This window comes from Pectobacterium sp. CFBP8739 (assembly GCF_013449375.1).
GTDB lineage: Bacteria > Pseudomonadota > Gammaproteobacteria > Enterobacterales > Enterobacteriaceae > Pectobacterium.
Genome location: NZ_JACDRR010000021.1, coordinates 91,782 through 118,510 on the forward strand (window position 1 = coordinate 91,782; position 26,729 = coordinate 118,510).

General features: G+C 51.7%; 24 protein-coding genes, 1 other RNA gene and 2 pseudogenes. 17 read left to right on the plus strand and 10 right to left on the minus strand.

What is annotated here, in order from left to right:
* The first annotated feature begins 4 nt into the window (after positions 1 to 4).
* Together recN and bamE are read left to right on the plus strand one after the other, a co-directional pair.
* Positions 5 to 1,666, plus strand: coding sequence for a DNA repair protein RecN (gene recN, locus H0247_RS15755; protein WP_180743387.1), 1,662 nt, complete (start codon positions 5 to 7; stop codon positions 1,664 to 1,666).
* A 153-nt stretch (positions 1,667 to 1,819) separates the two neighbouring features.
* Positions 1,820 to 2,155 (plus strand): outer membrane protein assembly factor BamE, encoded by a 336-nt coding sequence (gene bamE / locus H0247_RS15760; RefSeq protein ID WP_011092444.1) that lies wholly within the window; start codon positions 1,820 to 1,822, stop codon positions 2,153 to 2,155.
* Between the two features lie 238 nt (positions 2,156 to 2,393).
* On the opposite strand, the gene H0247_RS15765 is transcribed toward bamE, so the two are convergent.
* Positions 2,394 to 2,675: an RnfH family protein gene (locus H0247_RS15765; protein ID WP_219606784.1), complete on the minus strand. Its 282-nt coding sequence runs from the start codon at positions 2,673 to 2,675 to the stop codon at positions 2,394 to 2,396.
* Entirely contained in the window at positions 2,665 to 3,111 is a 447-nt protein-coding gene (locus H0247_RS15770) for a type II toxin-antitoxin system RatA family toxin (RefSeq protein WP_180743389.1), read from the minus strand. Before H0247_RS15770 ends, H0247_RS15765 begins: the two co-directional genes overlap by 11 nt.
* 155 nt (positions 3,112 to 3,266) lie before the next feature.
* Between H0247_RS15770 and smpB the strand changes: the two genes are divergently transcribed.
* The 3 genes and pseudogenes from smpB to H0247_RS15785 form a co-directional block, all read left to right on the plus strand.
* Positions 3,267 to 3,749, plus strand: coding sequence for an SsrA-binding protein SmpB (gene smpB, locus H0247_RS15775; RefSeq protein ID WP_012773422.1), 483 nt, complete (start codon positions 3,267 to 3,269; stop codon positions 3,747 to 3,749).
* Positions 3,750 to 3,799: 50 nt separating this feature from the next.
* Positions 3,800 to 4,162: a transfer-messenger RNA gene (gene ssrA, locus H0247_RS15780) on the plus strand.
* A gap of 107 nt (positions 4,163 to 4,269) precedes the next feature.
* Positions 4,270 to 4,752 (plus strand): annotated as a pseudogene (locus H0247_RS15785) (primase-like DNA-binding domain-containing protein); the annotation flags it as partial.
* Positions 4,753 to 4,805: 53 nt separating this feature from the next.
* On the opposite strand, the gene H0247_RS15790 reads toward H0247_RS15785, so the two are convergent.
* Together H0247_RS15790 and H0247_RS15795 are read right to left on the minus strand one after the other, a co-directional pair.
* Complete coding sequence (locus H0247_RS15790) at positions 4,806 to 5,285, minus strand: GNAT family N-acetyltransferase (RefSeq protein WP_039481845.1); 480 nt, start codon at positions 5,283 to 5,285, stop codon at positions 4,806 to 4,808.
* A complete protein-coding gene (locus H0247_RS15795; RefSeq protein WP_039481848.1) occupies positions 5,276 to 5,548 on the minus strand; it encodes a DUF1778 domain-containing protein in 273 nt (90 codons plus the stop codon). The genes H0247_RS15790 and H0247_RS15795 overlap by 10 nt, the downstream gene beginning before the upstream one ends.
* A 290-nt stretch (positions 5,549 to 5,838) precedes the next feature.
* Between H0247_RS15795 and H0247_RS15800 the strand changes: the two genes are divergently transcribed.
* Both H0247_RS15800 and H0247_RS20045 read left to right on the plus strand, forming a co-directional pair.
* Positions 5,839 to 6,090, plus strand: coding sequence for a type II toxin-antitoxin system Phd/YefM family antitoxin (locus tag H0247_RS15800; RefSeq protein ID WP_180743390.1), 252 nt, complete (start codon positions 5,839 to 5,841; stop codon positions 6,088 to 6,090).
* Positions 6,080 to 6,163 (plus strand): annotated as a pseudogene (locus H0247_RS20045) (type II toxin-antitoxin system RelE/ParE family toxin); the annotation flags it as partial. The gene H0247_RS15800 and the pseudogene H0247_RS20045, both read left to right, overlap by 11 nt.
* A gap of 137 nt (positions 6,164 to 6,300) precedes the next feature.
* Here the strand turns inward: H0247_RS20045 and H0247_RS15810 are convergent.
* Both H0247_RS15810 and abiEi read right to left on the minus strand, forming a co-directional pair.
* Positions 6,301 to 7,218: a nucleotidyl transferase AbiEii/AbiGii toxin family protein gene (locus tag H0247_RS15810; protein ID WP_180743391.1), complete on the minus strand. Its 918-nt coding sequence runs from the start codon at positions 7,216 to 7,218 to the stop codon at positions 6,301 to 6,303.
* A complete protein-coding gene (gene abiEi / locus H0247_RS15815) occupies positions 7,202 to 7,747 on the minus strand; it encodes a type IV toxin-antitoxin system AbiEi family antitoxin (protein ID WP_180743392.1) in 546 nt (181 codons plus the stop codon). Before abiEi ends, H0247_RS15810 begins: the two co-directional genes overlap by 17 nt.
* Positions 7,748 to 8,175: 428 nt before the next feature.
* Here abiEi and H0247_RS15820 point away from each other — a divergent pair, with 428 nt between their 5' ends.
* Positions 8,176 to 8,802 carry a LysE family translocator gene (locus H0247_RS15820; RefSeq protein ID WP_180743393.1) on the plus strand — a complete coding sequence of 209 codons (627 nt, stop codon included), beginning with the start codon at positions 8,176 to 8,178 and terminating at the stop codon, positions 8,800 to 8,802.
* 43 nt (positions 8,803 to 8,845) lie between these two features.
* On the opposite strand, the gene H0247_RS15825 is transcribed toward H0247_RS15820, so the two are convergent.
* Positions 8,846 to 9,328 carry a GNAT family N-acetyltransferase gene (locus H0247_RS15825; protein ID WP_180743482.1) on the minus strand — a complete coding sequence of 161 codons (483 nt, stop codon included), beginning with the start codon at positions 9,326 to 9,328 and terminating at the stop codon, positions 8,846 to 8,848.
* A gap of 106 nt (positions 9,329 to 9,434) precedes the next feature.
* Here H0247_RS15825 and H0247_RS15830 point away from each other — a divergent pair, with 106 nt between their 5' ends.
* The 3 genes from H0247_RS15830 to H0247_RS15840 all read left to right on the plus strand — a co-directional run bounded on the left by H0247_RS15830 (position 9,435) and on the right by H0247_RS15840 (position 13,784).
* Complete coding sequence (locus H0247_RS15830) at positions 9,435 to 10,367, plus strand: LysR substrate-binding domain-containing protein (RefSeq protein WP_180743394.1); 933 nt, start codon at positions 9,435 to 9,437, stop codon at positions 10,365 to 10,367.
* A 359-nt stretch (positions 10,368 to 10,726) separates the two neighbouring features.
* Entirely contained in the window at positions 10,727 to 12,163 is a 1,437-nt protein-coding gene (locus H0247_RS15835) for a glycoside-pentoside-hexuronide (GPH):cation symporter (protein WP_180743395.1), read from the plus strand.
* 52 nt (positions 12,164 to 12,215) lie between these two features.
* Positions 12,216 to 13,784, plus strand: coding sequence for a glycoside hydrolase 43 family protein (locus H0247_RS15840; RefSeq protein ID WP_180743396.1), 1,569 nt, complete (start codon positions 12,216 to 12,218; stop codon positions 13,782 to 13,784).
* A gap of 78 nt (positions 13,785 to 13,862) precedes the next feature.
* On the opposite strand, the gene H0247_RS15845 is transcribed toward H0247_RS15840, so the two are convergent.
* Positions 13,863 to 14,288: a hypothetical protein gene (locus tag H0247_RS15845; RefSeq protein WP_180743397.1), complete on the minus strand. Its 426-nt coding sequence runs from the start codon at positions 14,286 to 14,288 to the stop codon at positions 13,863 to 13,865.
* Positions 14,289 to 14,661: 373 nt separating this feature from the next.
* Here H0247_RS15845 and nifJ point away from each other — a divergent pair, with 373 nt between their 5' ends.
* The 4 genes from nifJ (at position 14,662) to H0247_RS15865 (ending at position 21,070) form a co-directional block, all read left to right on the plus strand.
* Entirely contained in the window at positions 14,662 to 18,195 is a 3,534-nt protein-coding gene (nifJ, locus tag H0247_RS15850) for a pyruvate:ferredoxin (flavodoxin) oxidoreductase (RefSeq protein WP_180743398.1), read from the plus strand.
* A gap of 262 nt (positions 18,196 to 18,457) precedes the next feature.
* The gene (gene cybB / locus H0247_RS15855; RefSeq protein ID WP_180743399.1) at positions 18,458 to 18,994 is read left to right on the plus strand and encodes a cytochrome b561; all 537 of its coding nucleotides are present in this window, start codon (positions 18,458 to 18,460) and stop codon (positions 18,992 to 18,994) included.
* A gap of 25 nt (positions 18,995 to 19,019) precedes the next feature.
* Positions 19,020 to 19,817: a deaminated glutathione amidase gene (locus H0247_RS15860; protein ID WP_180743400.1), complete on the plus strand. Its 798-nt coding sequence runs from the start codon at positions 19,020 to 19,022 to the stop codon at positions 19,815 to 19,817.
* 182 nt (positions 19,818 to 19,999) lie between these two features.
* Positions 20,000 to 21,070, plus strand: coding sequence for a L,D-transpeptidase family protein (locus H0247_RS15865; RefSeq protein WP_180743401.1), 1,071 nt, complete (start codon positions 20,000 to 20,002; stop codon positions 21,068 to 21,070).
* A gap of 74 nt (positions 21,071 to 21,144) precedes the next feature.
* On the opposite strand, the gene H0247_RS15870 is transcribed toward H0247_RS15865, so the two are convergent.
* Entirely contained in the window at positions 21,145 to 22,422 is a 1,278-nt protein-coding gene (locus H0247_RS15870) for an O-acetylhomoserine aminocarboxypropyltransferase/cysteine synthase family protein (RefSeq protein WP_180743402.1), read from the minus strand.
* A gap of 321 nt (positions 22,423 to 22,743) precedes the next feature.
* Between H0247_RS15870 and H0247_RS15875 the strand changes: the two genes are divergently transcribed.
* On the plus strand, positions 22,744 to 24,231 hold the full coding sequence (locus H0247_RS15875) for a mannitol dehydrogenase family protein (RefSeq protein WP_180743403.1): 1,488 nt from the start codon (positions 22,744 to 22,746) through the stop codon (positions 24,229 to 24,231).
* Here H0247_RS15875 and H0247_RS15880 read toward each other — a convergent pair.
* Complete coding sequence (locus tag H0247_RS15880; RefSeq protein ID WP_180743404.1) at positions 24,224 to 24,598, minus strand: hypothetical protein; 375 nt, start codon at positions 24,596 to 24,598, stop codon at positions 24,224 to 24,226. The genes H0247_RS15875 and H0247_RS15880 overlap by 8 nt on opposite strands.
* A gap of 383 nt (positions 24,599 to 24,981) precedes the next feature.
* Here H0247_RS15880 and H0247_RS15885 point away from each other — a divergent pair, with 383 nt between their 5' ends.
* Positions 24,982 to 26,508 (plus strand): MFS transporter, encoded by a 1,527-nt coding sequence (locus tag H0247_RS15885; RefSeq protein WP_180743405.1) that lies wholly within the window; start codon positions 24,982 to 24,984, stop codon positions 26,506 to 26,508.
* Positions 26,509 to 26,729: the final 221 nt, after the last annotated feature.

Below are 26,729 nucleotides of genomic sequence, written 5' to 3' on the forward strand. Positions count from 1 at the left end.
TATCATGCTGGCGCAACTCACTATCAGTCACTTCGCCATCGTGCGCGAATTAGAAATCGATTTTCAGTCAGGAATGAGCGTTATTACCGGGGAAACCGGTGCGGGGAAATCTATTGCGATTGATGCCCTCGGTTTATGTCTGGGAAATCGTTCTGACGCCAGCATGGTCAGGCCGGGCGCAGCCCGCGCCGACATTTGCGCCCGCTTTGCGCTGGCAGATACCCCAACGGCACGCCAATGGCTGGAAGAAAACCAGTTGGATGACAGCAACGAATGCCTGCTACGTCGCGTCATTAGCGCCGATGGTCGCTCGCGTGGCTTTATTAACGGTACCGCCGTGCCACTGTCTCAACTGCGTGAACTCGGCCAGCACCTGATTCAGGTACACGGTCAGCATGCCCATCAACTACTGCTGCGCCCCGACCACCAAAAACACCTGCTGGATGCGTATGCCGATGAACCAAAACTATTAGTTGCCATGCAGCAGGTTTGGCATCAGTGGCACCAAAGCTGCCGTGCGCTGGCGCAGCTACAACAGGCGGCGATTGAGCGTGAGGCTCGTCGGGAATTGCTGCAATATCAATTAAAAGAGCTGAATGAGTTCGCGCCGCAGCCCGGCGAATACGAACAGATTGACGTTGAATACAAACGACTGGCAAATAGTGGTCAGCTATTGACGATGAGCCAACAGGCCATGCAATTGCTGAGCGAAGACGAAGAGCAGAACATCATCAGCATGCTACATAGCGTCAAACACCAGCTTGGCGAACTCATCAGCATGGATGACAAGCTGTCTGGCGTGCTGTCGATGCTCGAAGAAGCGAGCATTCAGCTTAGCGAAGCCAGCGATGAACTGCGCCACTACAGCGAACAAATGGATCTCGACCCAATTCGCCTGTATGAACTGGAACAGCGTCTGTCACGTCAGCTCGCACTGGCACGCAAGCACCATGTTGCGCCAGAGGCGCTTCCCGCATTCCATCAGCAGCTACTGGAAGAGCAACAGCAGTTGGAACAGCAGGAAAGCGACCATGACGCGCTTAGCGCTTCCGTCGGCGAATATCATCAACAGGCGTTGCATCTTGCAGAACAGCTGCACGTGCGCCGTCAGCACCACGCCAGCGAGCTGGCACAGCTTATCACGACCAATATGCGTGAACTGGCGATGCCACACGGCCACTTCACCATTGATGTGAAATTTACGCCAGACAACCTGACGGCCACCGGTGCCGACAGTATCGAATTTCGGGTGACCACTAACCCCGGCCAGCCACACCAGACGCTGGCGAAAGTGGCATCGGGCGGCGAACTGTCACGTATCGCGCTGATTATTCAGGTGATCACCGCACAGAAAATGGACACGCCAGCGATGATCTTCGATGAGGTCGATGTGGGTATTAGCGGGCCAACCGCCGCCATCGTCGGGAGAATGCTGCGCCAGCTCGGCGAATCCACGCAGGTGATGTGCGTGACGCACCTACCGCAGGTCGCGGGTTGCGGTCATCAGCACTTCTTCGTGAGTAAACAAACGGACGGCGCGGAAACGGAGACCCTGATGCAACCGTTAGATAAGCGCGCTCGGCTACAGGAACTGGCACGCCTTTTGGGCGGCAGCGCCGTCACCAAAAATACGCTGGCAAATGCCAAAGAACTACTGGCAGCCTAAAATCTACTACCTATAAGGGCAAGAAAGGTGCATCGCAGGTAAAAAACCTCAACTTTTTTACCTTCCTGAGGTCATACAATCGCCTTGCAGGTTTCCAAGTCCTGCAAGGTCTATTATCATCGGCAACCTATGCCCTTAAGGAATGTAATCACTATGCGCTGTAAAACGCTGACTGTCGTCGCCGCGGTGGTTGTTATGCTGACCGCCGGTTGTTCCACACTGGAAAAGGTGGTCTATCGGCCGGACATCAATCAGGGAAACTATCTGGCACCGGCTGACGTTGCAAAAATTCACACCGGCATGACCAAACAACAGGTCGCTTATACACTGGGTACGCCTATGATGCAGGATCCGTTTGGCAGCGATACGTGGTTCTACGTTTTCCGCCAACAGCCTGGTCATGAATCGGTAAAACAGCAGACGCTGACGCTAACCTTCAGCGGCAGTGGTGTGTTAACCAACATCAATAACAAACCTGCGCTGGATTAATATTTTCAATGCCGTTCGGCTGAATCAGGATAGGTGATCCTGGCAACCAGAGACGGTACTTTAAGACAAGGCTCACAATGGGCAGGGTACTTAAGGGAAACAGCCACGCACGCGGTTTGATGTATGGCAGGTATAACAGCAGGCAAATCTGAACACTTCAGGTTTGCCTGTGCTTTTTTATAAGGGTATTTAGGTAGAAATACTCAGGAAAACGCCATTTGTCGTTTAGCGGTATTGCTCAGGATTTGCTCTTAGAACGCTCTGCGCGTTGGCGGCGTAGCTCTTTCGGATCGGCAATCAGCGGACGATAAATCTCTACGCGGTCACCATCCTGCACCACATCGGCCAGCTTCACTGCACGGCTGTAGATACCGACTTTATTCACCTGCAAATCGATGTCATGACGCAGTTCCAGCAGGCCCGATGCCACAATCGCCTGCTCAACCGTGCTGCCCTCTTCCAGCTTCACCGTGCGTAGATACTGGCGTTCAGGCAACGCATAGACCACATCAACCTGCATTGCGGACACTGTAGACCTCTTTTGCTCGCTGCGTGAAAGCCTGCACCATATTTCCCGCCAGCTCCTTGAATACTTTGCCAAAAGCGAGTTCAATCAAGGCATTGGTGAATTCAAATTCCAGATGCAGCTCGACTTTACAGGCATCGGCGCTCAGCGGCGTAAAATACCAGTCGCCACCCAACTGACGGAATGGGCCATCGACCAGTTGCATGTTGATATTCTGGTTGTTTGTCAGCGTATTACGTGTGGTAAATGTCTTGCTGATTCCCGCTTTGGAAACGTCTACTGCGGCGGTCATCTCCCCTTCTGAGGAGGAAAGCACGCGGCTGCCCGTGCAGCCCGGTAAAAATGCGGGGTAGGAAGCAACATCATTCACCAGCTTGTACATCTGTTCAGCACTGAACGGTACCAGTGCGGAACGACTTATCTTTGGCATACTATTTTCCGAGAGTCATAAAACGCGCAAAATAATAGCATTGATAGCCCAACAGGCAAAAATTCTGCGATGTTTATCGCACGATATCATTAACCACGACACGGACGCACGGCGGGGATTTCATTCCCAATGACATCCAGTATAATGACGGCACTATGACAAAGAAAAAAGCATACAAACCCGGTTCCGCCACCATTGCGCAAAACAAGCGCGCCCGTCACGAATACTTCATCGAGGAAGAATTTGAGGCAGGCCTTGCACTACAAGGATGGGAAGTCAAATCACTGCGCGCAGGCAAAGCAAACCTCAGCGACAGCTATGTCACCTTTATGAACGGTGAAGCTTACCTGTTTGGCGCCACTATCACGCCGCTGAATGTGGCCTCATCACACGTTGTTTGCGATCCTATTCGTACACGCAAGCTTCTGCTCAACAAACGCGAGCTGGAGTCGCTATTTGGCCGCGTCAGTCGTGAAGGCTACACGGTCGTCGCGCTGTCTATGTATTGGAAAAATGCTTGGAGCAAAGTCAAAATTGGCGTAGCAAAAGGCAAAAAAGATCACGACAAGCGTGATGACATTAAAGAACGTGAATGGAAGTTAGACAAAGCCCGTATCATGAAGAATGCCAATCGTTAAGCCACTGGCTTAACAACGATAAGTTCTGATATACTGGCAACAGTTTCTTGGGGGCTGATTCTGGATTCGACGGGATTTGCAAAGCCCAAGGTGCATGCCGAGGGGCGGTTGGCCTCGTAAAAAGCCGCAAAAAAATAGTCGCAAACGACGAAAACTACGCTTTAGCAGCTTAATAACCTGCTCTGAGCCCTCTCTCCCTAGCCTCCGCTCTTAGGACGGGGATCAAGAGAGGTCAAACCCAAAAGAGATCGTGTGGATGCCTTGCCTGGGGTTGAAGCACTAAATCTAATCAGGCTAGTTTGTTAGTGGCGTGTCTATTCGCAGCTGGCAAGCGAATGTAAAGATAGACTAAGCATGTAGTACCGACGGTAGAGTGGTTCCGGACGGGGGTTCAAATCCCCCCAGCTCCACCAATTTAGACATCGGGTATTACCAGATAAGTCCGATGAAGTACGAAAAGCCCGCACGGCATAAGCCCTGCGGGCTTTTTTGTGTCCGTTATTGTCCGACGATATCCAGCCAAACCATCCCGGCCAGCGAACGCGACCCCAAGCTGAAAGAGAAAATCCGCGCTGAGCTGGCGGTGATAGTTCGTCACCTGATGAAACGCTTTGAAGAGCCAAACGACGCCCGGACGCTGTTACAGGCACAGCAACACTCCGCTGAGGCGCTGGAAATCAAACGGCAGGCTGACCCGCTGGTTGATTTTTGCGGTTACCTGCTGGCACACAGCGACACCACCGGGCTGTATATGGGCAACGCCAACATTACGCCCCGTAACCCGCGTAAATACCTGTATCACGCCTACCTGTCCTTTATGGAATCGCACGGCCATCAGAAGCCGATCAGCCTGACGGCCTTTGGTAAGGTGCTGCCTAACATGATGTCGGAATACGGGCAGAGTTACCTCAAGGGCAGAACCAAACAGGGCATACAGACCAACCTTGAGCTGAAAGACGAATCAGACGCTGACTGGCTGCCCAAATGCGAATCGGCGAGGTAGACACCAGAAACGACAAAACCGGCTCCGGCCGGTTTTTTAATGGATAGAGAAAGTTACCAGAGTGGTAGAAGCAATGTGCTAGGCTGGATTTCTGAGGACGTAAAGCCCCAATGCAGATAAAAATCTTTTGCTTCCTCAGACAGCGCATGAACTAATAACGCTTTTGTTCCCACCTGTTCAGCAACCTGCTGGGAACGCAAGACCGCATCTTTCAATAATCCCGCGCCAATCCCCCGACGGTGATAACGTTCATCTACCGCCAGACGGCCCAAGACTAATACGGGCAGCGGATCAGGCATATTACGTCGTAACGCACCCGATACGGATTGACGCTGTACGCTGCCGGTTGCCAGCGCGTAAAAGCCAATAACCTGATTAGCACCCGATTCACACACGACAAAAGTGCGTGATGCGCCAATGGTTTGATTCTTGAGCGCCTTACGTTTCAGCCAATCATCCAGTGACGGTTCTGAACTTCGGAAATCAACCACGGCATGCTGAGGTAATAATAATTCAGGTGCCGTTATTCCCACGGTGATTTCCTGTCTAATAACGCCTGTAACCGCTCATTGGTTGCGACAGGTTTTTCTAACGCGGTAATAAAGGCATCAAATTGTGATTCATCAACCAGAAACAGGCGTTGATCCAATAGCACCTCTTCCGCCTCACGACATGCAGCCTCAAGGATAAAATCAGTACGAGACTTTGAAAGCAGTTTCGCGGCAACGTCTATCAGTTCCCGTTGTGATGATTTCGCCCGAATGTTGATCGGTGCCTCTTTTGCCTCTGTTCTCATAAAGGCCTCCTGTGTAGCTAATCGTTATACGGAAATCATAATCAATTGTGTAGCAAATAGCTACACACAGATTAAATATCACTATAGGGTGACGAGTGACTCATCACCTGTTCACCGACTCATCACCCATTAATTTATTGATTAATAAAAATAAAAAACCGTGGTGAAGAGGGTGAACAGTTTTGTGCAAAATCTTTTTATTGTGGCATTACGTTTATACCGTGATGTTGCTGCTTTTTTGGTTAAGTGCTAAATTTAGTATCAAATATCATACTTAAAAGGGGCTAATTATGTCCGTACAACCTATCCTTGCAAATGCAGCCGTGAGTATCAGCGACTTTAAAAAGTCCCCTAATGCCGCGCTTAAAGAAACTAACGGTGAGCCTGTAGCCGTGCTCACCAATGGCCGTATCTCTGGCTACTATGTTTCCCCGGAAACATGGGAAGCACTGGCCGATTATCAGGAAGATATCGAACTTGCCAAAATCGCCCGTTCCCGGATGAAGGGGAAACGTGTGAAGGTCGATCTGGATGAGTTATAAGCTGGAGTTTGAAGAGCACGCGCTGAAAGAATTTAAGAAGCTGGGTGCGCCCGTGCGGGAGCAGTTCACCAAAAGTTGAAAGGTGATGAGTAACTCGTCACCTGTTCACCAACTCATCACCCATTAATCTATTGATTATTAAAAATAAAAACCTCTAGTGAAGAGGGTGAACAGTTTTGTGCAAAATCTTTTTATTTTGGCTACTGACGGTTACATGACGAACGGTGCTTTTCCGTCCTCTCCTTTTAACGCTTGCTGTAACGAGCCTAAGAGTGCTTTTAGTTCACCGCTCAAATACTGGCTGAATGCCTCCCGCCCTAACGTTCTATTAAATACCGCTAGTGGCAGGAATCGCCGCATTTCAGCGCTAAAATGGCCATCCCCCACAACCTGATCAATGCTTTCTATGCGCTGTGCCAGTAGCTCATCATAATTCGGGATGCGGTAATCCTGTATTTTCTTACGAATCAGATCGATATCATAAGTCGCGTTCTGCTGGATCAGCCACGGTAAGTCCCAAACGTCACGGTAGCGGATATATTTGGTGGTCGCGACGAGCGAAACCAGTTTGTCACACATCACTTCATTTAGCGTTTCACACATGACCAGCGTATCGGAATAACCATCGGGTAGAACTTCATAGTTACGTTTTAGCGTCATCGGCGTTCTGGTATAAGCCGGAATATTAGCGATCTCAATCTTGATCCGTTGTCTCGGCATATCACGTTTTTCCGGTGCAGTGGTCACGGATACCTGCCATTTGTCGATACGGACTTCCTCATAGCCGGGTTCATTCCGTAGCTCATTTGGCTCTTTCACGTTGACCTGAAGGCCGTAGCGATTCCCCAGATAATCTTCAATACAGGCTTTCATGTTTTTTAGGTCTGCGCCAGAAAACGCAACACCACCGGCAAAATCTAAATCCTCACTGAAGCGATTTGCGCCATGACATAGCCTTAATGAGGTTCCCCCCTGAAAAGTAAGCTGTTCTAACAAGCCCGCGCTATCAAGACAGTAGAGAATGTCATAGTGCAAAAGCTCCTTTTCCACCACATTGCGCAAGCCTTCAAGCTCGGCTGATTCCACCGCTTTGCTGACCAGTTCGGCAAAGTTAACTTTCTGATTCATGATGTAGCTCCGATTCGTCAATCAGATGGGTATTGCGTCCAACGCGGCGTAAATCCCTCACAGCGGTTTTCTTCGTCGCTTGCCGTAACGGAGAATTGCCAAAATAGGTATCCTGCAAAATCTGCTCTGGTGGCCGCTTGGTATGGGTAAATTCAATCACCCCAAAAGGCGTTTTATGTTCTTCGGAACGTCCGGTGGTCATCACCGTGATCCGATCAATCGGGATTTGAGAAATCACGCCATATTCAGACAAGGCGGATTCGAGGCTAAGATAATTATATTCACCACGGCGCAGTGCTAACACGATACGCTCAAGCGTATAGGCATCTTTGCTTTTAGCATGGTTATAAACATACACGCCGCGAATAGCACGGGTTAGGATGCCATCTTTTACCAAACGACTTAGCCCGGCATTAAACGCTCTGGGCGTATCCTCATGGAAAATCTTGGCTAAATCGCGGGAGGTGAAGACATAACGCCCTTGCTTATCGAATGCGTTTAAACGTTCAATAGCAGTGATCCTGTCCATTTATAAGTCCACATGAAAACCACACAATTGTGTCATTCACGTATACTTGAATAAAAACCACCCGTCAAGTAGACACGAATAATACTAAAAGGTGATATTCACGTGTACTTATTAAGAAATTGCATAAACATAGAGATAGCGAAAAGGTGGATTTCACAGGGTAAGAACGTTAGCAAAAAGGCCTATCATTTTTCAGCATTGGTATACGCTTAGGTATACCAACAAAGTCTGAATTCAAACTTAAAACATAAATATCATAATGTTAAGCTGGTTATTCAAATTCCCCCAGCTTAAAGAGGCAGAGCGCCATCGCCCCCCTTTCTGTTACTATCATGCGTTGGAAAATTGGCGATATATATGTGAATATATCCCGTTTCACAGCACCGTTCTCAATCACGCTTTAACCGTGAACTACACTAGGAGAAATCATGAGCCTTCACCTCTGGCTGGCTTATACAGGCATCATCATCGCCCTGATTGCTATTCCGGGCCCATCCGCCTTAATCAGCATGTCGCACGGTTTACGCTACGGCGCTTCACGCGCAACAGCAACCGTACTCGGCGGCGTCAGCGCGGCAATGATTTTGATGTCCTGTTCAGCATTGGGGCTAGGGGCCATCCTCGCGGCGTCAACCACCGCTTTCATGGTATTAAAAATTATTGGTGCGGTTTATCTCATTTGGTTGGGCATCGCGTCATGGCGTTCCAAGGATATGAGCACTGCGGAACAGGACATGCAGGAAACCTCAGTTCCAGGTTGGTTTCCGTTATTCCGCAAAGGTTTTCTGGTTGGGATCAGTAATCCGAAAGATCTGCTGTTTTTCGCCGCGCTCTTCCCAAACTTTATCGATACTAACGCCCCGCACGCCTTGCAGCTCATCATTCTGGCGGTAACCTGGGCGGTCTTTGATTTCAGCATCATGTTTATCTATGCCTGCACCGGTCGTCGCTTATCGGGTCTGTTTTCCAATCCACGCCGCATCAAGCTGTTTAACCGCTCGACGGGCGGGATCTTTATTCTGGCAGGCACCACGCTGGCAGCGTCAACACGTTAATTGACGGGCTCCTGCTGCTTTCGGGTTGGCAGGAGCCACACCGTTACAATGCCGTGACAAAATCAGCAATACCCTTCTCGTCCATCCGATAGCGAACCCACTCATCCTGCGGCTTCGCGCCAATGCTTTTATAGAAATCGATCGCGGGTTGGTTCCAGTCCAGCACGCTCCACTCCAGCCGTCCACATTGTCTTTCCTGCGCCAGACAAGCCACCTGTTTCAGCAGTGCCTTACCTGCTCCCGCATTACGATATGCCTGCGCGATGTAGAGATCTTCCAGATAAATACCGTATTTTCCTAGCCAGGTTGAATAGCTCATGAAGAAAATCGCATAGCCGACAGGCGTACCGTCAATCTCACAAATCAGCGTTTCCGCCGTCGCCTCTTCACCAAATAATGAGTGCTCAATGTCTTCAAGCGAGGCTAACACCTCGTGGCGCGCCTTCTCGTACACGGCAAGCTCAATGATTAAATCCAGAATCACGCTCGCATCTGATTTCTGCGCGGGGCGGATGACGATATTCATAAAGGTTTTCTTCTCCAGTGCTAACTTTCCAGTAGCAACAATCATCAAGGCTTGCCATGCTACCGGATTCAAAATACTGTATGAACTGCATTTTTTACAGTGACTGATGAACAGTATGCATCTGGATTTACGGCGTATCGATTTAAATTTACTGGTGGTATTTAACAGCGTGTACCAGCATCGATCCGTCGCCGCGGCGGCAAAAGAACTGGCGATGAGCGCATCGGCGGTCAGCCATGCGCTCACGCGCTTACGCAATACGTTTTCCGATGAACTGTTTTTTCGCGTAGGCAACACCATGCACCCGACAGTCCTCGCGGACGACATTGCGGAACCGATCGCGGAAAGCCTGGCGCGGCTAGCAGAGGGCCTGACGCCACGTCCACGCTTTAATCCCGCCCGCAGTACGGAAGGCTTCACCTTCTCCATCACCGATTACACCGCGTTTTCAGTCTTTCCTACCCTGATGGCGCAAATGGAAAAGTTGGCACCCCATATCAAATTCAATCTGGTCTATTCGCCGCAGAAAGTCGCGATCACGGATTTGCTGGCAGGGAAAATCGATTTTGCTTTAGGGTTCACCGACATGACGCAAGCGGAGAACAGGGAAATTGAGGAGATAGACTGGATTGAAGACAGCTATGTCATCATCACCGCCGCGGATTATCCGTCAGGCGAGACACTGACGCTGGATGATTACCTCGCCGCCCGCCATCTCGTGGTTACGCCTTGGAATGAATCGCGTGGAGTAATTGATTACGCGCTGGATAAGCTCAATAAAAAACGCCATGTCGCACTAAAAACACCATCGATGATGAGTGCACCGTTTATCATCGCCGACTCAACGCTGATCATGGTATTACCGCGCAATATCGCGACAATCTTTGCACAACTTCTACCGTTACGGATCCACCCCCTGCCTTTCACTGTGCCGTCCTATCGCGTGAAAATTTATCATCACCGCCGTAATAACCGTTCCGAAGCGAGCCAGTGGATTAAAAACCTGTTACACAGCCTGGTGACACATCCCATTAGCTAGCCTGATTCTCCGCCATCTCGCACGGCTACAGCCATACTTTCGCTCCGAAATTACCTCCAATTACGGGTCAAGAGAAACGCGAGTAGAGCGCTGTTTTCCCGATGAATAGATCCGCAAGATAACTTGTCATACAGGTAAATCGACAGAAAAACCACATTAATCTATTGATATAAAATGGAAATAACTCCGCATATCTTCTGCCTCACGCTATTTTCCCTGTCATTTTTTTGTGACCTGTCTAACACATACCAAGAAACGTAACCTTCTTAATAAAATCCGCAATAGTTAATCCCCATCAAGGGGATAACAATAGCCGCGAGCCTGGCAAGAAGTTCCTCAATCATCTTTTGGAGTTTCCAATGACCAACAATAATAAGCTGAGCGTTGCGGAGAAAATCGGCTTTGGCATGGGCGATGCCGCCTGTGGCATCGTTTATTCTTCCGTAACCATGTTTCTTACCTACTTTTATACGGATATCTATGGCATCTCCGCCGCGGCGGTGGGGGTTATGTTTCTGGTGACGCGCGTGCTGGACGCCATCGTTGATCCTCTGATTGGCATCATTGCCGACCGCACCAAAACCCGCTGGGGTCACTTCCGCCCATGGCTGGTCTGGTTTGCCGTCCCCTACGCCGTGATTGCCGTGCTGGCCTACACCACGCCAGAACTGAACGGCACGGGTAAACTGGTTTACGCCTACATCACCTACACCCTGTTGATGCTGTTCTACACCTTTATCAACATCCCTTACTGTTCGCTCGGCGGTGTCATCACCAGCGATGAAAAGGACAGAATTTCCGCGCAGTCTTACCGCTTTACCATCTCCTCAATGGCTGGGTTACTCGTGTCGGTTGGCACGCTGTGGCTGGTCGACTGGATTGGCGGCACCAACAAGCAATTAGGCTATCAGGGCACCATGATGATCATGGGCTGCCTGGCCGTCGTGATGCTGTTTTTCTGCTTTTTCACCACTCAGGAACGCATCAACCCCGCTGTAGATAAAAATCAGAACGTCTGGGACGATGTCAGAAACCTGCTGAGCAACGATCAGTGGCGCATCGTGGCCATCATTACGTTCTTTTCCAGCATGGCAGGTGTTATGCGCGGTGCGGCAACGCTGTATTACGCAACCTACCTGATGGTCGGGCCAGAGCAGGGCAGCGCCGCCGGAACGGCAATGAAATCTGCCTTCATTACCACCAGCGTTGTCGGCACCATTATTGGTGCAATGATGGCGGGCTACTTTGGCAAGCGATTCAGTAGCATAAGTCTGTTTAAGAACATCAACCTGCTGCTGGTGTTTGTCGGCGTCATCCTGTTTATGGTGCCGCCACAGTGGCTGGCGGTCGTCTTCCCGCTCTATTTTCTGATCGGTTTTTTCCACCAAATGTATCAACCGTTCAAATGGAACATGATGGCGAATGCCGCCGATTACGGCGAATGGAAAACAGGCCGTCGCATCACTGGTCTGTCATTCTCCGGCAACCTGTTCGCACTGAAACTGGGTATGGCGGTTGCGGGTGCACTGGTCGGCTTTTCACTCGGCTGGTTTGGCTATGTTGCCGGTTCCCCCACGCAAACACCGCTCGCCACCGCCGGTATTATCGGCCTGCTGAGCATCGGGCCATCGCTCTCCTATCTGGTTCTGTATTGGCTGGTACGCTTTTACAAGCTGGACGATAAGACGATGGAAAACATTCAGGCTGATTTGGCGAAGCGTCACAGCACGGCTGAACACGCGCCGGAAAGCGAACTTCCTGTCGATCAAGGCCTGACGCCAAAAGGCGCAGCCTGATCGCAAGACCTGCGGGTAGCACGCTGCCCGCCTTTACTATCAGGACGATGACATGAGTACAGCACATTCTCCGTGGAACCCAGATTTGGGTAACGGACGTTATAAGAATCCGATTTTATGCGCCGACTATTCCGATCCTGACATCGTGCGCGTGGGTGACGACTTTTACATGGTGTCGTCCAGCTTTAACCACCTGCCGGCGTTACCAATCCTGCATTCTCAGGATTTGGTGAACTGGACGCTGATCAACCACGTATTCAGCCGATTCGATCAGCCAGAATATGAACACGTTCAACCCGGTAAAGGCGTATGGGCACCCAGCATTCGCTATCATGCCGGAAAATTCTGGGTATTTTTCAGCACACCCGACGACGGGATCTTTATGTCGCAGGCTGACGATCCCAAAGGTGAATGGAGCACACCGCATTGCCTGAAGCAGGCTAAAGGCTGGATCGACCCCTGCCCGTTCTGGGATGACGACGGCACCGCTTGGTTAATCCATGCCTTCGCCTTCAGCCGTAGCGGTAAGAAACACCTGCTGCAACTGTGCAAGATGGCAGAAGATGGTCGTTCCCTGCTTGATGACGGAAGGATCGTTGTCGATGGGCGGGCAACGCAGCCCACTATCGAAGGGCCAAAGTTGTATAAGCGCAACGGCTGGTATTACATTTTCGCCCCAGCGGGTGGTGTTCCAACCGGCTGGCAAACCGTGCTGCGTGCACGTTCGCTGGAGGGGCCATGGCAGAGCCGGATCGTACTGCATCAGGGAAGTTCATCGGTTAATGGCCCGCATCAGGGCGGCTGGGTCGAATTAGACAACGGTGAAAGCTGGTTTGTACATTTTCAGGATCGCCATGCCTATGGTCGAGTCGTTCATCTACAGCCAATGCGCTGGCAGGATGACTGGCCGCTGATCGGCGAGCAGCATAATGCGCAGGGAGTAGGGCAACCCGTGCTGGAAGCAGATAAACCTCACGTGAGTTCCTCCGTTAGTGTGCAGCAGCCCCCCACTTCCGACGATTTCTCTTCGGCTACGCTGGGGCGACAGTGGCAGTGGCAAGCAAACCCTAACGAACGCTGGCTGGCACTTACCCATCCGGGGCTTCAACTGTTCTGTCAGTCCATGCCTGCCCGTGAAGGTGAGCCTTCTTGGTATGACGTACCTAATTTGTTGATGCAAAAATTTCCGGCCGAGGAATTTGAGTTCACCACTCAGTTAACACCCGTTTTAGAACAGGTTGGCGAGCGCTGTGGTCTAATGATTTATGGCGAGCGTTTTGCCTACCTCGGCATTGAGAAAGGCTCGGAGGGTCTTGAATTGGTCACCGGATTCGGCTGGATGAGTGATGCACAGCAGTTGGAACAACATCAGAGACATCTGGCGGTGTTGCCCGAAAAACAGAACATCACCCTGCGAGTCACCGTGCAACAGAACGCGATTTGCCAGTTTTCCTGGCGGGGCGATAACGGGGAATATGTTGTGCTGGATGATGGCTTCGCCGCTGGCCCGGGCAAATGGGTGGGCGCTAAAGTGGGGCTGTACGCGCTGACGACGGCATCAGGAAACAGCAGGAGTCACGCTTGGGTTAAAGAGGTGAACGTCACCGCCATCGGTCAATAGCCCGATAGCGGCTATAGGAAAATCACGGGTCTGGCTGCCTGATCTTCGGTACCACTCTGGTATCACATTGCTCCGGTATTACACGCCGAGCGCGTCAGCAGCCTGCTCACTTTCCGCTTTAGAAAAATGCGCGTAGGTCAGTGCATCGAGCAGCGCTGCGCGATCGATCGTCGGATAAATTTCCGGATATTGCAAAAGCTGGCCGATATCCTGAACGCTTAGTTGCGGATAGATAGTGTGTGATGCAACAGCAATATCACGAGCGGCGTAACATAACTTACGCAAAATCACCGCAATCTGCTGGTACGTGATCGTCTCCTGATAGACGGTATAAAGCACATCGGCAATCAGTGTTGATGTCAAAATCGAAATCCGGGACACCTCTCCCGCTCGTCCGCCCAGTGCCTGAAGGATATGATCGACTGCCTGTTCTGGTGTTTTTCCTTGCGCCTGTTGTGACGCCAGAACAGAAACCAGTTTATTTTTGATTTCATCATTTCCCATTATTTGGTTCCTTCATACATTCATTACAGATGTAATTTTAGTATAAGCACGCTACCTGTCATGGCAGCCATGAGCAAATAAAATCATACGGCTTCGTGTGAATATCGCATACAGCATCGACAAACCGTTCTAATATCCAGAATAGATTTCCTTTTTAGGAAATACAAACCGACTGAGATTGACGAACGTAGACCTGAGTGACGGGGATGAAACACAGTTTGATACAACTCCACCTACATCGTTCCACCCTCTTTTTTCCTGAAATGCGATAATCCTCCGATAGAAATCGTATTTTCGTTTATGCCCAGTCATTTTCATCGCCCAAAAAGACCATGTAAAATAAAGGGCTTAGTGAGAAAGAAGGCTATAAGTCATGATCACCACCGACGGTAATAACGCAGTCGCCTCCGTGGCTTGGCGAACCAATGAAGTCATCGCCATCTACCCCATCACCCCGAGTTCCAGCATGGCTGAACAGGCGGCCGCCTGGTCGAGCGACGGAGGCTTGAATATATGGGGGGATACGCCCCGCGTTATTGAAATGCAATCGGAAGGCGGTGCGATCGCTACCGTCCACGGCGCATTGCAGACGGGTACACTCGCGACCACATTTACCTCATCGCAAGGTCTGCTGCTAATGATCCCCACGCTGTATAAACTGGCCGGTGAGCTAACCCCGTTTGTCCTGCACGTCGCGGCCCGTACTGTTGCGACGCATGCGCTTTCCATCTTCTGCGATCATTCTGACGTCATGGCCGTACGCCAGACGGGCTGCGCCATGCTGTGCGCCAGCAATGTGCAGGAAGCGCAGGACTTTGCGCTGATTTCACAAATCGCCAGCCTGAACAGCCGTCTGCCATTTATCCATTTCTTTGACGGTTTCCGCACCTCACACGAAATCAATAAGATTGAGCCGCTGAGCGATGAGGTGATCCGCCAGCTTCTGCCACAGCAGGCCATTGATGCACACCGTGAGCGAGCGCTCACCCCAGAACGTCCAGTGATTCGTGGTACCGCTTCAAACCCAGATACCTTCTTCCAGGCGCGCGAAGCCACCAACCGCTGGTACGACGCAGCTTATGAGCACGTTGAACAGGCGATGAACGATTTTGCCGCTACGACAGGGCGCCAGTATCAGCCATTTGAATATTACGGCCACCCAGAGGCGACTAAAATCGTCGTCCTGATGGGTTCCGGCGTCGGCACGTGTGAAGAAGTAGTCGATACGTTGTTGATGCACGGTGAGAAAGTCGGCGTGGTTAAAATCCGCCTGTACCGTCCATTCTCTGCCAAACATCTGCTGGCCGTCATTCCGCAAACGGCGAAAAGCATTGCGGTGCTGGATAGAACGAAAGAGCCGGGTGCGCAAGCGGAGCCGCTGTATCTCGATGTGATGACCGCGCTGGCCGAGGCGTTCTCCGCAGGTGAGCGTTCACTTATGCCGCGTGTGATTGGCGGACGTTATGGGCTATCTTCCAAAGAATTTACCCCGCAGTGCGTAGAGGCTGTATTTAATGAGTTAGCGCTTGCTAACCCACGACCACGCTTTACTGTCGGGATTTATGACGATGTCACCCATCTGTCTCTGCCACTGCCGGAACAGCATTTCCCAGGCAACGCATCGCTCGAAGCCCTGTTCTACGGTCTGGGCAGTGACGGCACCGTTTCCGCGACCAAGAATGCGATCAAAATCGTCGGCGAAACGACGCCGATGTTTGTGCAGGGCTACTTTGTCTATGATTCGAAGAAAGCCGGTAGTTTGACCGTTTCCCATATGCGCGTGGGCCCGCACCCGATCAACTCAGCCTACCTGATTGATCAGGCGGATTTCGTCGCCTGCCATCAATGGCAGTTTATCGATAAGTACAGCATGGTCGAGCGCCTGAAGCCCGGCGGCGTTTTCCTGATCAACTCACCGTATAGTAGTGACGACCTGTGGCACCGATTGCCACAGGAAGTGCAGGCTGGGCTGAATCAGCGTAGTGCCCGCGTGTACTGCATCAACGCCGCCAAGATTGCCCGCGAATGCCATCTGGGCGCCCGCATCAACACCGTCATGCAGATGGCATTTTTCCATCTGTCACAGATTCTGCCAGCGGATGTAGCTGTAGAAAAACTGCGTACCGCCATCGCCAAGAGCTACGGCAGTAAAGGTCAGGAGCTGGTTGAGCGCAACTGGCAGGCGCTGAGCGCCACATTGGACGCGCTGGCAGAGGTGCCGTTAGAGGCCGTCAACCCAGACAGCCCACAGCGCCCGCCTGTCGTGTCCGACGCCGCGCCCGATTTCGTCAAAACCGTCACGGCCGCCATGCTGGCGGGACTGGGCGATACGCTACCTGTTTCAGCACTGCCGCCCGATGGCACCTGGCCGACTGGCACCACCAAGTGGGAAAAGCGCAATATCGCGGAAGAGATTCCGCTGTGGCACCCGCAGCTTTGTACGCAGTGTAACCACTGCATCGCCGCCTGCCCGCACTCAGCGATCCGTGCCAAAGTCGTCCAGCCCGACGCAATGGAAAATGCACCCGCGTCACTGCAATCACTGGATGTGAAAGCACGCGACATGCGCGGCCAGAAATATGTGTTGCAGGTTGCACCGGAAGACTGCACCGGCTGTAACCTGTGCGTAGAAGTCTGTCCGGCTAAAGACCGTCAGAATCCAGAAATCAAAGCCATCAATATGGAATCCCGTCTGGATAATCTGGCGGCGGAGAAAGAGAACTTCGATTTCTTCCTGCAATTGCCTGAAATCGACAAATCCACGCTGGAACGTATCGATATCCGGACTTCTCAGCTGATTTCACCGCTGTTCGAGTATTCTGGTGCCTGCTCCGGCTGTGGCGAAACACCGTACATCAAGTTGCTGACCCAGCTCTATGGCGATCGCCTACTGGTGGCGAATGCGACGGGCTGTTCGTCTATTTATGGCGGTAACCTGCCCACCACCCCGTGGACTACCGATGTCAACGGTCGCGGCCCAGCTTGGGCTAACTCGCTGTTCGAGGATAACGCCGAATTCGGTTTGGGCTTCCGTCTGAGTGTCGATCAACACCGTCAGCGCGCCGTGCGCCTGCTCAATAAGCTGGCACCGCAGTTGCCGCCAGATCTGGTGAGCGCGTTGCAGGAAGAGTCCATCGCGCCCGACCTGCGCCGTCAGCAGATTGAACAACTGCGTGGGTTGCTGGCAGCTATCAATGATACCGACGCCAAGGTGCTGGCAAGCAACGCCGACCACTTTGTCGATAAATCCATCTGGCTCATCGGCGGTGACGGCTGGGCGTACGACATCGGCTATGGCGGATTAGATCACGTCATGAGCCTGAGCGAAAACGTCAACGTGCTGGTGCTGGATACCCAGTGTTACTCCAATACTGGTGGACAGCAGTCCAAAGCGACGCCGCTGGGCGCAGTCACCAAATTTGGCGAGAAAGGTAAACGCAAGGCGCGTAAAGATCTCGGCATCAACGTCATGATGTACGGTCACGTGTATGTCGCGCAGATATCACTAGGCGCGCAGTTGAACCAGACGGTGAAAGCGATTCAGGAAGCCGAAGCCTGGCCGGGCCCATCGCTGATTATCGCGTACAGCCCATGTGAAGAGCACGGTTACGATCTGGCATTCAGCCACGATCAGATGCGCCAATTGACGGCAACGGGCTTCTGGCCGCTCTACCGCTTCGACCCACGTCGTGCCGAAGAAGGGAAAGCCGCGCTGGTCACCGATTCTCGTCCACCATCAGGCAACCTGAGTGAAACGCTGCTGAAAGAGCAACGCTTCCGCCGCCTGAATAGCATGATGCCGGAAGAAACCGCGCAGCTCTATGAGGAAGCGGAGTGGGATCTGCGCCGCCGCTTTGACTTCCTGACCATGATGGTCGGCAAAGCAGAGAAAAACCCGCAGGAATAATCCTTCATCTTCCAAACCGGCTTCGGCCGGTTTTTTATGGCGTGCCGTTGCTGATACAACGTTAAAAATTTCTCCCGGAAATTTTTTATTGTCAGTTTTCCCCCGAGCCAAACGAGGCTGAATACCGAGGAATCCAGCGCCGATAGCTCGGTTTGTCAGGCACGGTAAAGAGGGGCTGACAAGACGCAAGTTACCTTATACTTTATGAGATTATTTGCCCGCTACCGCGTCAAACCGCTCTCACAGTCACAGAGGAAGAAACATGAAAGGAAAGTTTGCACCATCGCAGATTGCATTGCACTGGCTGGTTTTTTTGTTGCTCGTTGTGACCTATGCCACCATTGAGCTACGTGGATTTGCTGAACGCGGTTCGCTGTTACGCAGCGTGATAACGGTGACGCATTTTAGCTGTGGCGTAGCTGTACTGGTTCTTATGCTGGCTCGCCTGTTTTTGCGCCATCGGCATACTTCGCCTGCGATTACGCCACAGCCCCCTCGTTGGCAAAGTGCACTGGGGTCCCTCACCCACACCGTTATTTACTTGCTGTTTATCACGCTGCCGATACTGGGCGTTGCCTCACGCTATTACAGCGGTCGGGACTGGATGTTGTTTGGTATCGGCATGCCAACCGCCGCGACGCCGAATTTCGACCTTGCAGAAACGCTGATTGGCTGGCATGAAACGCTGGCACCGTTAGGCTACTGGCTCATTGCCGCCCATACCGCGGCTGCCCTGTTCCACCACTATGTCATGAAAGACAACACGCTGCTGCGCATGATGCCAGCCAAGCGCGATTAATCGGGCAACGAAGGAGCAAGCAAGAATGAAAGTCGCACTGGGGCAATTCGCCGTTGACCGTGAGTGGCAACAAAATGCTACGACCATCGCTGAATTCATGTCGGCAGCACAGCAAAACGGCGCCGATCTGCTGGTGCTGCCTGAAGGCGTGCTGGCGCGCGATATCACCAATCCCAACATGGTGCTCACCGCCGCTCAACCGCTTGATGGCCCGTTTGTTACGCATCTGCTGGAAGCCAGCAGAGGCAACAACCTGACGACCATGCTGTGTGTGCATATCCCAAACGGCGAAGGGAAAGTCTGGAATACGCTACTGGCATTGCGCAACGGCGAGATCGTCGCGCAATACCGCAAACTGCATCTGTATGATGCCTTTTCCGTACAGGAATCGGAAAACGTGCTGGCAGGCGAAACCATTCCACCGCTGTTGACCATCGCTGGGTTAAACGTCGGGCTGATGACCTGCTATGACATTCGTTTCCCTGAACTTGCCCGCCGTCTTGTGCTGGACGGTGCAGATGTCCTCGTTCTCCCCTCAGCCTGGATTAAGGGCCCGTTGAAAGAAGCGCACTGGGAATTGTTGGTGCGCGCCAGAGCACTGGAAAACACCACTTACCTCGTCGCCGTTGGTGAATGTGGCGTCAGGAATATCGGTAACAGCATGGTGGTCGATCCTTTAGGCGTCGTTGTGGTTCAGGCACCGGAAACGCCGGCTCTCCTGTATGCAGACATTGAACCGGAACGGCTGGCGTACGCTCGTCAGGCTCTCCCGGTATTGGCTAATCGGCGCTTTAACAAACCCACACTAGGCGGGGAAAATTGAGTCATGGTTCACTCTCAGAGATTTTCTTTCTCATTCGGATGCCAAAAAGTGTGATTAGTTACACATGTTGTTTCCCTCGGAGGCCATTCTGAACATATAATGCGCATCCGGTCATTATCGACCCTAGCAGACCAGCCTCCTGATTCGGGGGGTGCATTTACCACTCAAATAAAGAAACGAAAATGAGTATTCGCGCGATCTTTACTGTAGTTCTTGCTGCCGCCGCCTTCAGCCAGGCCGCTTTTGCCGTTGTTTATCCTCTGCCTGCGGCGAATAGCCGACTGATAGGCGAGAACATCGAAATCACTGTACCGGAAGATAGCACGCAGCCGTTGGAGCATTTTGCAGCACAGTTCCAAATGGGTCTGAGCAACATGCTGGAAGCCAACCCAGATGCGGACGTTTATCTGCCCGTTCCCGGCAGCAAAATGGTCATTCCTCATCAGCTGATTCTGCCGGATGCCCCGCGTGAAGGCATTGTTATCAACAGCGCAGAAATGCGTTTGTACTACTACCCGAAAGGCTCCAAAACCGTGGTCGTGCTGCCAATCGGGATTGGTGAGTTAGGCAAAGATACGCCGATCAACTGGACGACCTCCGTTCAGCGCAAGAAAGCGGGCCCAACCTGGACGCCAACCGCGAAGATGCATGCCGAATATGCAGCACGCGGTGAGACACTGAAAAAAGTTTTCCCAGCAGGCCCGGATAACCCGATGGGTCTGTACGCACTCTACATCGGCAACCTGTACGCGATCCACGGCACCAACGCTAACTTCGGTATTGGCCTGCGCGTAAGTCACGGCTGTGTTCGTCTGCGTGCCGATGATATCAAGTATCTATTCGATCACGTTCCGGTCGGCACTCGCGTTCAGTTCATCAATGAGCCAGTAAAAGCCACCGTTGAGCCCGATGGTTCACGCTATGTTGAGGTTCACAATCCGCTGTCCCGCACGGTAGAAGAATTCCATTCTAATTCTCCTGCACCGCTCAGCATGACGCCAAAAGTGAGCAAAGTTCTGGCTGATGCCAGCGTAAACACCAGTGAAGTCGATCAAGCAATCCAGAGACGTTCTGGTATGCCGACCAAAATCAATGGTCTGATCGAACAAACTACCCCGGCGACTCCTGTTGAATCTGCTGCGGCACCTGTCGCACCAGAAGCACAGCCGCAAGACAGCCTGAATGCGGAGCAGAATGCCGCACCGGCTGAATCACAGCCGACTGCTACAGCGACCGACGCCAGCCGTTCGTAATTGCGACAACGCGTTGGAACCCTATGCAGGTTTCCAACGCGTTTCTTTCATTCCCTACCGTTTACGACTTCTTACTACTTCTGCGAAGCTTCCAGCGCCTGCGCCACATCAGCGATGATGTCGTCAATGTGCTCAATGCCAACTGAAATTCGGACCAAATCCTCACTCACGCCTGCTTTCGCCAGCTCTTCCGCATTCAACTGACGGTGCGTGGTACTTGCCGGATGACACGCTAGCGATTTGGCATCGCCAATGTTCACCAGCCGTAAGATCATCTTCAACGCATCAATAAAGTGGCCGCCTGCCGCTTTCCCACCTTTAATGCCAAAACTGATAATCCCAGACGCTTTGCCCGAGGTAATTTTGTCGCAGTTTGCTTTATAGGGGCTATCCGGCAACGCACCATAGTTCACCCAGGTAACCAGCGGATGCTGATTCAGATAGCCAGCCAACGCTTCCGCATTGCTGCAATGGCGTTCAATACGCAGGCTGAGGGTTTCCAGCCCCTGCAATAGCAAGAACGCGCTATGTGGAGAAAGCGCCGCGCCCGTATTACGCAGCGGCACCACCCGGCAGCGTCCGATATAGGCCGCCGGACCGAAAGCGTCGGTATACACCACGCCGTGATACGAGGGATCGGGCTCGTTCAGTAACGGGAAACGCGATTTATTCGCCACCCAGTCAAACTTGCCGGAATCGATAATCACACCGCCAATCGTGGTGCCGTGACCGCCGATGTATTTGGTCAGCGAGTGGACGACAATATCGGCACCGTGCTCAAAAGGTCGGCACAGTACGGGCGTCGCCACGGTATTATCAACAATCATCGGGACGCCGTGGCGATGCGCAATATCCGCGATTTTGGCAATATCGACAATATTTCCCGCCGGATTCCCGATAGATTCACAAAAAACGGCCCGGGTGCGCTCGTCAATCAGCGACTCCAGCGTCGTAAAATCATCGAAAGAAGCCATCCGCACTTCAACGCCCTGACGCGGCAACGTATGAGCAAACAGGTTATAGGTGCCGCCGTACAGCTGGCTGGTGCTGACGATGTTATCCCCAACCTGCGTGAGCGCCTGAAGCGAATAAGTAATCGCCGCCATACCGGATGACAGCACCAGCGCACCAATGCCGCCTTCAATGGCCGCCAGCCGCTGCTCCAGCACCGCATTCGTTGGGTTCATAATACGGCTATAGATATTGCCTGCCACTTTCAGATCAAACAGATCGGCACCGTGTTGCGTGTCATCAAATGTGTAAGACGTCGTCTGGTAAATCGGCACTGCGGCGGACTTCGTTGTCGCTTCAGATTCATAACCATGATGTAGCGCGAGGGATTCAAGTTTCATCTTACGGGCCTTTTTGTTATTCGTTGGAGTGAGGAAAATATCGACACAAAATAGCAGACTGTGCTCAGGAAAAGCACTTGATGATGTAGAAGAAATGGAGATAAGTTAGTAAAAACAAAACTAAATTTCAGCGTTACATCATTACGCTGAAGCCCCCTCACAAAACCGCACACTGCCGAAGAAGCTAATCTGAAAAAGCGATAAAATTTGCACAGAGAAAAAAACGTGCGCGCCGTAACCTATCTGTGCGTCTTGTATTGCACCGCCTGCAAATCACGGCTACTTTTAACGTCATGGATCCCCCACCCGAAAGCGCAATAAATGACTGATAAAATAAAAAATATCGCTACCTGCGAATTGCCTGACAGCGTCCAATTTCCTCACTACGATCGTAAGGCGCTGAAGCCGCGCATCGTCCATATCGGATTTGGCGCTTTTCATCGTGCTCATCAGGCACTGCTCACCGATCGCGTACTGAATAGGGTGGGAGGAGATTGGGGTATTTGTGAAGTTGTGCTATTCAGTGACGATACCATGATCAATGCACTACGCCAGCAGGATCATCTATTCACCGTGCTGGAAAAAGCCGCGACGAGCAATCAGCCGATTGTCGTTGGTGCCGTGTGTGAATCGTTACATGCCAAAATAGAAGGCATTAACGCGATTATTGAGAAACTCGCCGCGCCAGACACCGCCATTGTTTCCCTGACGATTACCGAAAAAGGTTATTGCATGGACGGGACGAGCGGCAAGCTGGATCGTACCAATAAGTTGATTCAACAGGATCTCATCGATCCTCGTCACCCCGCTTCAGTCCCCGGACTGCTGGCAGAAGCGCTGCGCCTGCGTCACGAACGCGGGATTGCGCCGTTCACCGTACTCTCCTGCGATAACGTGCCGGAAAATGGCAAAACGGCCAAAGCCGCCGTGCTGGAATCGGCGGGAATCAACGATCGAAGCCTGACTGATTGGATCGACGCACAGGTTTCTTTCCCGAATACGATGGTGGATCGCATTGTCCCTGCGGCAACGCCGGAAACGTTGCAGGAAATTGCCGAGCACCTTGGCGTTGCCGATCCTTGTGCGATAGCCTGTGAGCCCTTTATTCAATGGGTGATCGAAGATCATTTCACTGCCGGACGCCCCGAATGGGAAAAGGCAGGCGTACAGCTGGTACATGACGTACTGCCGTTTGAAGAAATGAAACTGCGCATGCTGAACGGCAGTCATTCATTTTTGGCCTATCTGGGCTATCTCGCCGGCTACGATCACGTCAGCGACTGTATGAATGACGAGAACTATCGCCGGGCCGTGTCTCATCTCATGCTGCTGGAACAGGCACCGACGCTTAGCGTCGTGGATATCGATCTGAAAGATTATGCCGTCCAGCTACTGACCCGTTTTTCCAACCCAGCGCTCAAGCATCGAACCTGGCAGATTGCCATGGACGGTTCCCAGAAGTTACCTCAGCGCATGCTGGAATCGTTACGGTGGCACGTGGGCAATGGAGGAGACTATCGCTGTCTGGCATTGGGCATCGCTGGTTGGATGCGTTATGTCAGTGGAAAAGATGACGCAGGCAACCCGATTGAAATCCGCGATCCGTTGGCTGAAAAGCTCAGGAACATCGTGGAGGAAACATCAGACAGCGCCGAGCGGGTCAGTGCGTTTCTTAACATTCGTTCTATTTTCGGCGAGGATCTCCCAGCCAATCACGATGTTTTTAACGCTATCGCGCAGGCCTATCTGAAGCTGCGCGATCACGGCGCAAAGAACACCGTGGCCGCACTGGTACAGGACTTTATATAACGATAAATCCAAGCAAACCCAGATACAACGCACTTTGGACTCCCAGAGCCAAAGTGCGACTTTTCCCTTTTGTTGCATCCAGCCACGGCAGCGATGACCAACTCATTCCCCCACCAATCACGGCAATCAGCAACAACCCTGCGGCAACCAGCCAGACAAGCTTATCCAGCAGCGAATTGGGAAACAAGATTTGCATTGCGGAGACGACGAGAAACAGGGTAACGCAGCGTAATACTCCAACCAGAATCCCTGCGCGATCTCTCAGCCCGCGCGGCGCGGAAGTCGGTAACCAGGCCTGAAAAGCAAACAATCCAACCACAGCAATAAAAATCACATAAATGACGGCGTAGATCATCAAATGACTCACGTTACAGCTCCTGATAAGAAAAGACGGTAGATTGAACTGGGCAGGATGATGACGATATTTCCTCTCTGAGGTCAATGCGTTATTTCATATCACGCTATCGATTTGTGGAGCAGCATTCAATGTCGCTTTTCCGCCAATCTGCATACATACCACCAAAACGTAATAAAAATACATATTTCGTAACTTAGTCACATAAAATCACGATCAAAAAATAATAAAAAGCAAATGAAAAAATCTTATTTCATGATCCAACTGACAGATCGTTATTAAAATCACGTGAAAGCGTGATCGTCAGTTTACTTTTTTTCCAATAGAGCAAATTATAAAGAAATGATAGTTCAACTGAACTGAAATATTGTTTCATATTTGTAACTAGGCTGATCATGAATAAACCAATCTCTTTTAAACATACGTTCTGTTACGGCAGCGCAAATCTGCTCGGCAGCGGCGCGCTAGCTATCAGCGGCGCATGGCTGATGTACTTTTACACCACATTTTGTGGGCTAACCTTGGTTCAAGCTGCGGCGATTTTCTCCGTTGCCAGCATCATTGATGCTATCAGTAACCCCATCATGGGGTACATCAGTGATAATTTCTACAACACCCGTGTTGGTCGCCGATTTGGCCGCCGTCGTTTCTTTATTTTACTGGGTGTCCCGCTGGTTCTGGTTTACCCGATGCTGTGGGTTGATGGCTTTGGTTTCTGGTATTACCTGGCGACATACGTGCTGTTCGAGCTGATTTACACCTCGATCATGGTGCCGTATGAAACGCTGGCTACCGAAATGACGTCTGATTTCAAACTGCGTTCCAAGCTGACGGGTTCTAAAGCCATTTTCGGCAAAATCGCCAACTTCCTGGCGGCATTCATTCCCGGGCAGTTTATTGCCGTCTACGGTAAAGATTCCGCAACGCCATTCTTCTACACCGGCCTGGTCTACGGCGCCATTATGTGCGCAGCGATGATCGCGCTGTATATGACGTCCTGGGAGCGCCCGGTCAATGAAATCGTCCGTGAAAGCACCTCTAGCCTGTGGCAGGCGATGAAAAAGCTGAGCGTGGATATGGCTTCTACCTTCCGCCTGCGTATTTTCCGCAAGCATCTGGGAATGTATCTGTTTGGCTTTGGTGCTGAGTGGCTGTTCGCTTCCGCATTTACCTACTTCATCGTCTTTGGTCTGAAGCAGAACACGGCGCTGGTATCACACCTCAATAGCTTCAGCTCAGTCATGCAGCTTATTTCCACCGCGGCCTTCATCGGTATCTGCGTCAAAATGGGCTTTGCGCGACCGTTCCGTCTGGCGTTGATGGTAGTGATTGTCAGCGTCATGGCCTATGCCGCGCTCTATTTCGCTAACTGGTCAGAAGACATGACCATCTTTGTTCTGTTTGCCATTACCGCCGTATTTGGCCTGAGCACGGGCGGTATCTACTATATTCCCTGGACGGTTTATACCTTCCTGGCCGACGTGGATGAAGTCCTGACCGGTCGTCGCCGTGAAGGGATCTACGCAGGCGCCATGACGTTTGCCGGCAAAATGGTGCGTTCTGTGATTGTCTTCGCCATGGGCTGGACACTAAGCCAATTCGGTTTCGTCTCCGGACAATCAGCACAGCCTGAATCTGCCGTCCAGGCGATTGTTGGCGTGTTCTCACTGGGCGTTATCGGCCTGGCGCTGGTTGCCATTTACTACACCACGCAGATGAAGCTGGATCGTAAGAACCATGCCATTCTGCTGGAAGAAATTGCACGTATCAAAGCGGGTGGCGCGATTGCCGATGTCCCACCTCACGCACGCGCTGTCGCAGAAGAGCTGACAGGCTGGGAATATGAGAAATGCTGGGGCAACAACCCGTTAGGCGTTCAGTCTGAAGAGACAAAGCCGCAGGTTGCGACTGCACCACATTAATCGAAAATAATCGTTTATTCAGACGGCTATTAAAGACGAGTCGCCATTGAAAAATAATCAGCCCAATCTTGTATTGGGCTGATTCATTTAGAAGATTCATTCTAGGAGCGATAGGCGGGAGACTGTCTCATCCCCTACCAAAGGGTTAATGCTGTTCACTTAAACATGGATTTACTCGCCCAGTTCCTGCGCTCGCCCTGACGGGCTGCCACAAGTGGCAT

Coding starts and splice junctions, on each gene's coding strand:
- recN (WP_180743387.1), top strand. CDS start 5: ATGCTGGCGCAACTCACTATCAGTCACTTCGCCATCGTGCGCGAATTA.
- bamE (WP_011092444.1), top strand. CDS start 1,820: ATGCGCTGTAAAACGCTGACTGTCGTCGCCGCGGTGGTTGTTATGCTG.
- H0247_RS15765 (WP_219606784.1), bottom strand. CDS start 2,675: ATGCAGGTTGATGTGGTCTATGCGTTGCCTGAACGCCAGTATCTACGC.
- H0247_RS15770 (WP_180743389.1), bottom strand. CDS start 3,111: ATGCCAAAGATAAGTCGTTCCGCACTGGTACCGTTCAGTGCTGAACAG.
- smpB (WP_012773422.1), top strand. CDS start 3,267: ATGACAAAGAAAAAAGCATACAAACCCGGTTCCGCCACCATTGCGCAA.
- H0247_RS15795 (WP_039481848.1), bottom strand. CDS start 5,548: ATGAGAACAGAGGCAAAAGAGGCACCGATCAACATTCGGGCGAAATCA.
- H0247_RS15800 (WP_180743390.1), top strand. CDS start 5,839: ATGTCCGTACAACCTATCCTTGCAAATGCAGCCGTGAGTATCAGCGAC.
- H0247_RS15810 (WP_180743391.1), bottom strand. CDS start 7,218: ATGAATCAGAAAGTTAACTTTGCCGAACTGGTCAGCAAAGCGGTGGAA.
- abiEi (WP_180743392.1), bottom strand. CDS start 7,747: ATGGACAGGATCACTGCTATTGAACGTTTAAACGCATTCGATAAGCAA.
- H0247_RS15820 (WP_180743393.1), top strand. CDS start 8,176: ATGAGCCTTCACCTCTGGCTGGCTTATACAGGCATCATCATCGCCCTG.
- H0247_RS15825 (WP_180743482.1), bottom strand. CDS start 9,328: ATGAATATCGTCATCCGCCCCGCGCAGAAATCAGATGCGAGCGTGATT.
- H0247_RS15830 (WP_180743394.1), top strand. CDS start 9,435: ATGAACAGTATGCATCTGGATTTACGGCGTATCGATTTAAATTTACTG.
- H0247_RS15835 (WP_180743395.1), top strand. CDS start 10,727: ATGACCAACAATAATAAGCTGAGCGTTGCGGAGAAAATCGGCTTTGGC.
- H0247_RS15840 (WP_180743396.1), top strand. CDS start 12,216: ATGAGTACAGCACATTCTCCGTGGAACCCAGATTTGGGTAACGGACGT.
- H0247_RS15845 (WP_180743397.1), bottom strand. CDS start 14,288: ATGGGAAATGATGAAATCAAAAATAAACTGGTTTCTGTTCTGGCGTCA.
- nifJ (WP_180743398.1), top strand. CDS start 14,662: ATGATCACCACCGACGGTAATAACGCAGTCGCCTCCGTGGCTTGGCGA.
- cybB (WP_180743399.1), top strand. CDS start 18,458: ATGAAAGGAAAGTTTGCACCATCGCAGATTGCATTGCACTGGCTGGTT.
- H0247_RS15860 (WP_180743400.1), top strand. CDS start 19,020: ATGAAAGTCGCACTGGGGCAATTCGCCGTTGACCGTGAGTGGCAACAA.
- H0247_RS15865 (WP_180743401.1), top strand. CDS start 20,000: ATGAGTATTCGCGCGATCTTTACTGTAGTTCTTGCTGCCGCCGCCTTC.
- H0247_RS15870 (WP_180743402.1), bottom strand. CDS start 22,422: ATGAAACTTGAATCCCTCGCGCTACATCATGGTTATGAATCTGAAGCG.
- H0247_RS15875 (WP_180743403.1), top strand. CDS start 22,744: ATGACTGATAAAATAAAAAATATCGCTACCTGCGAATTGCCTGACAGC.
- H0247_RS15885 (WP_180743405.1), top strand. CDS start 24,982: ATGAATAAACCAATCTCTTTTAAACATACGTTCTGTTACGGCAGCGCA.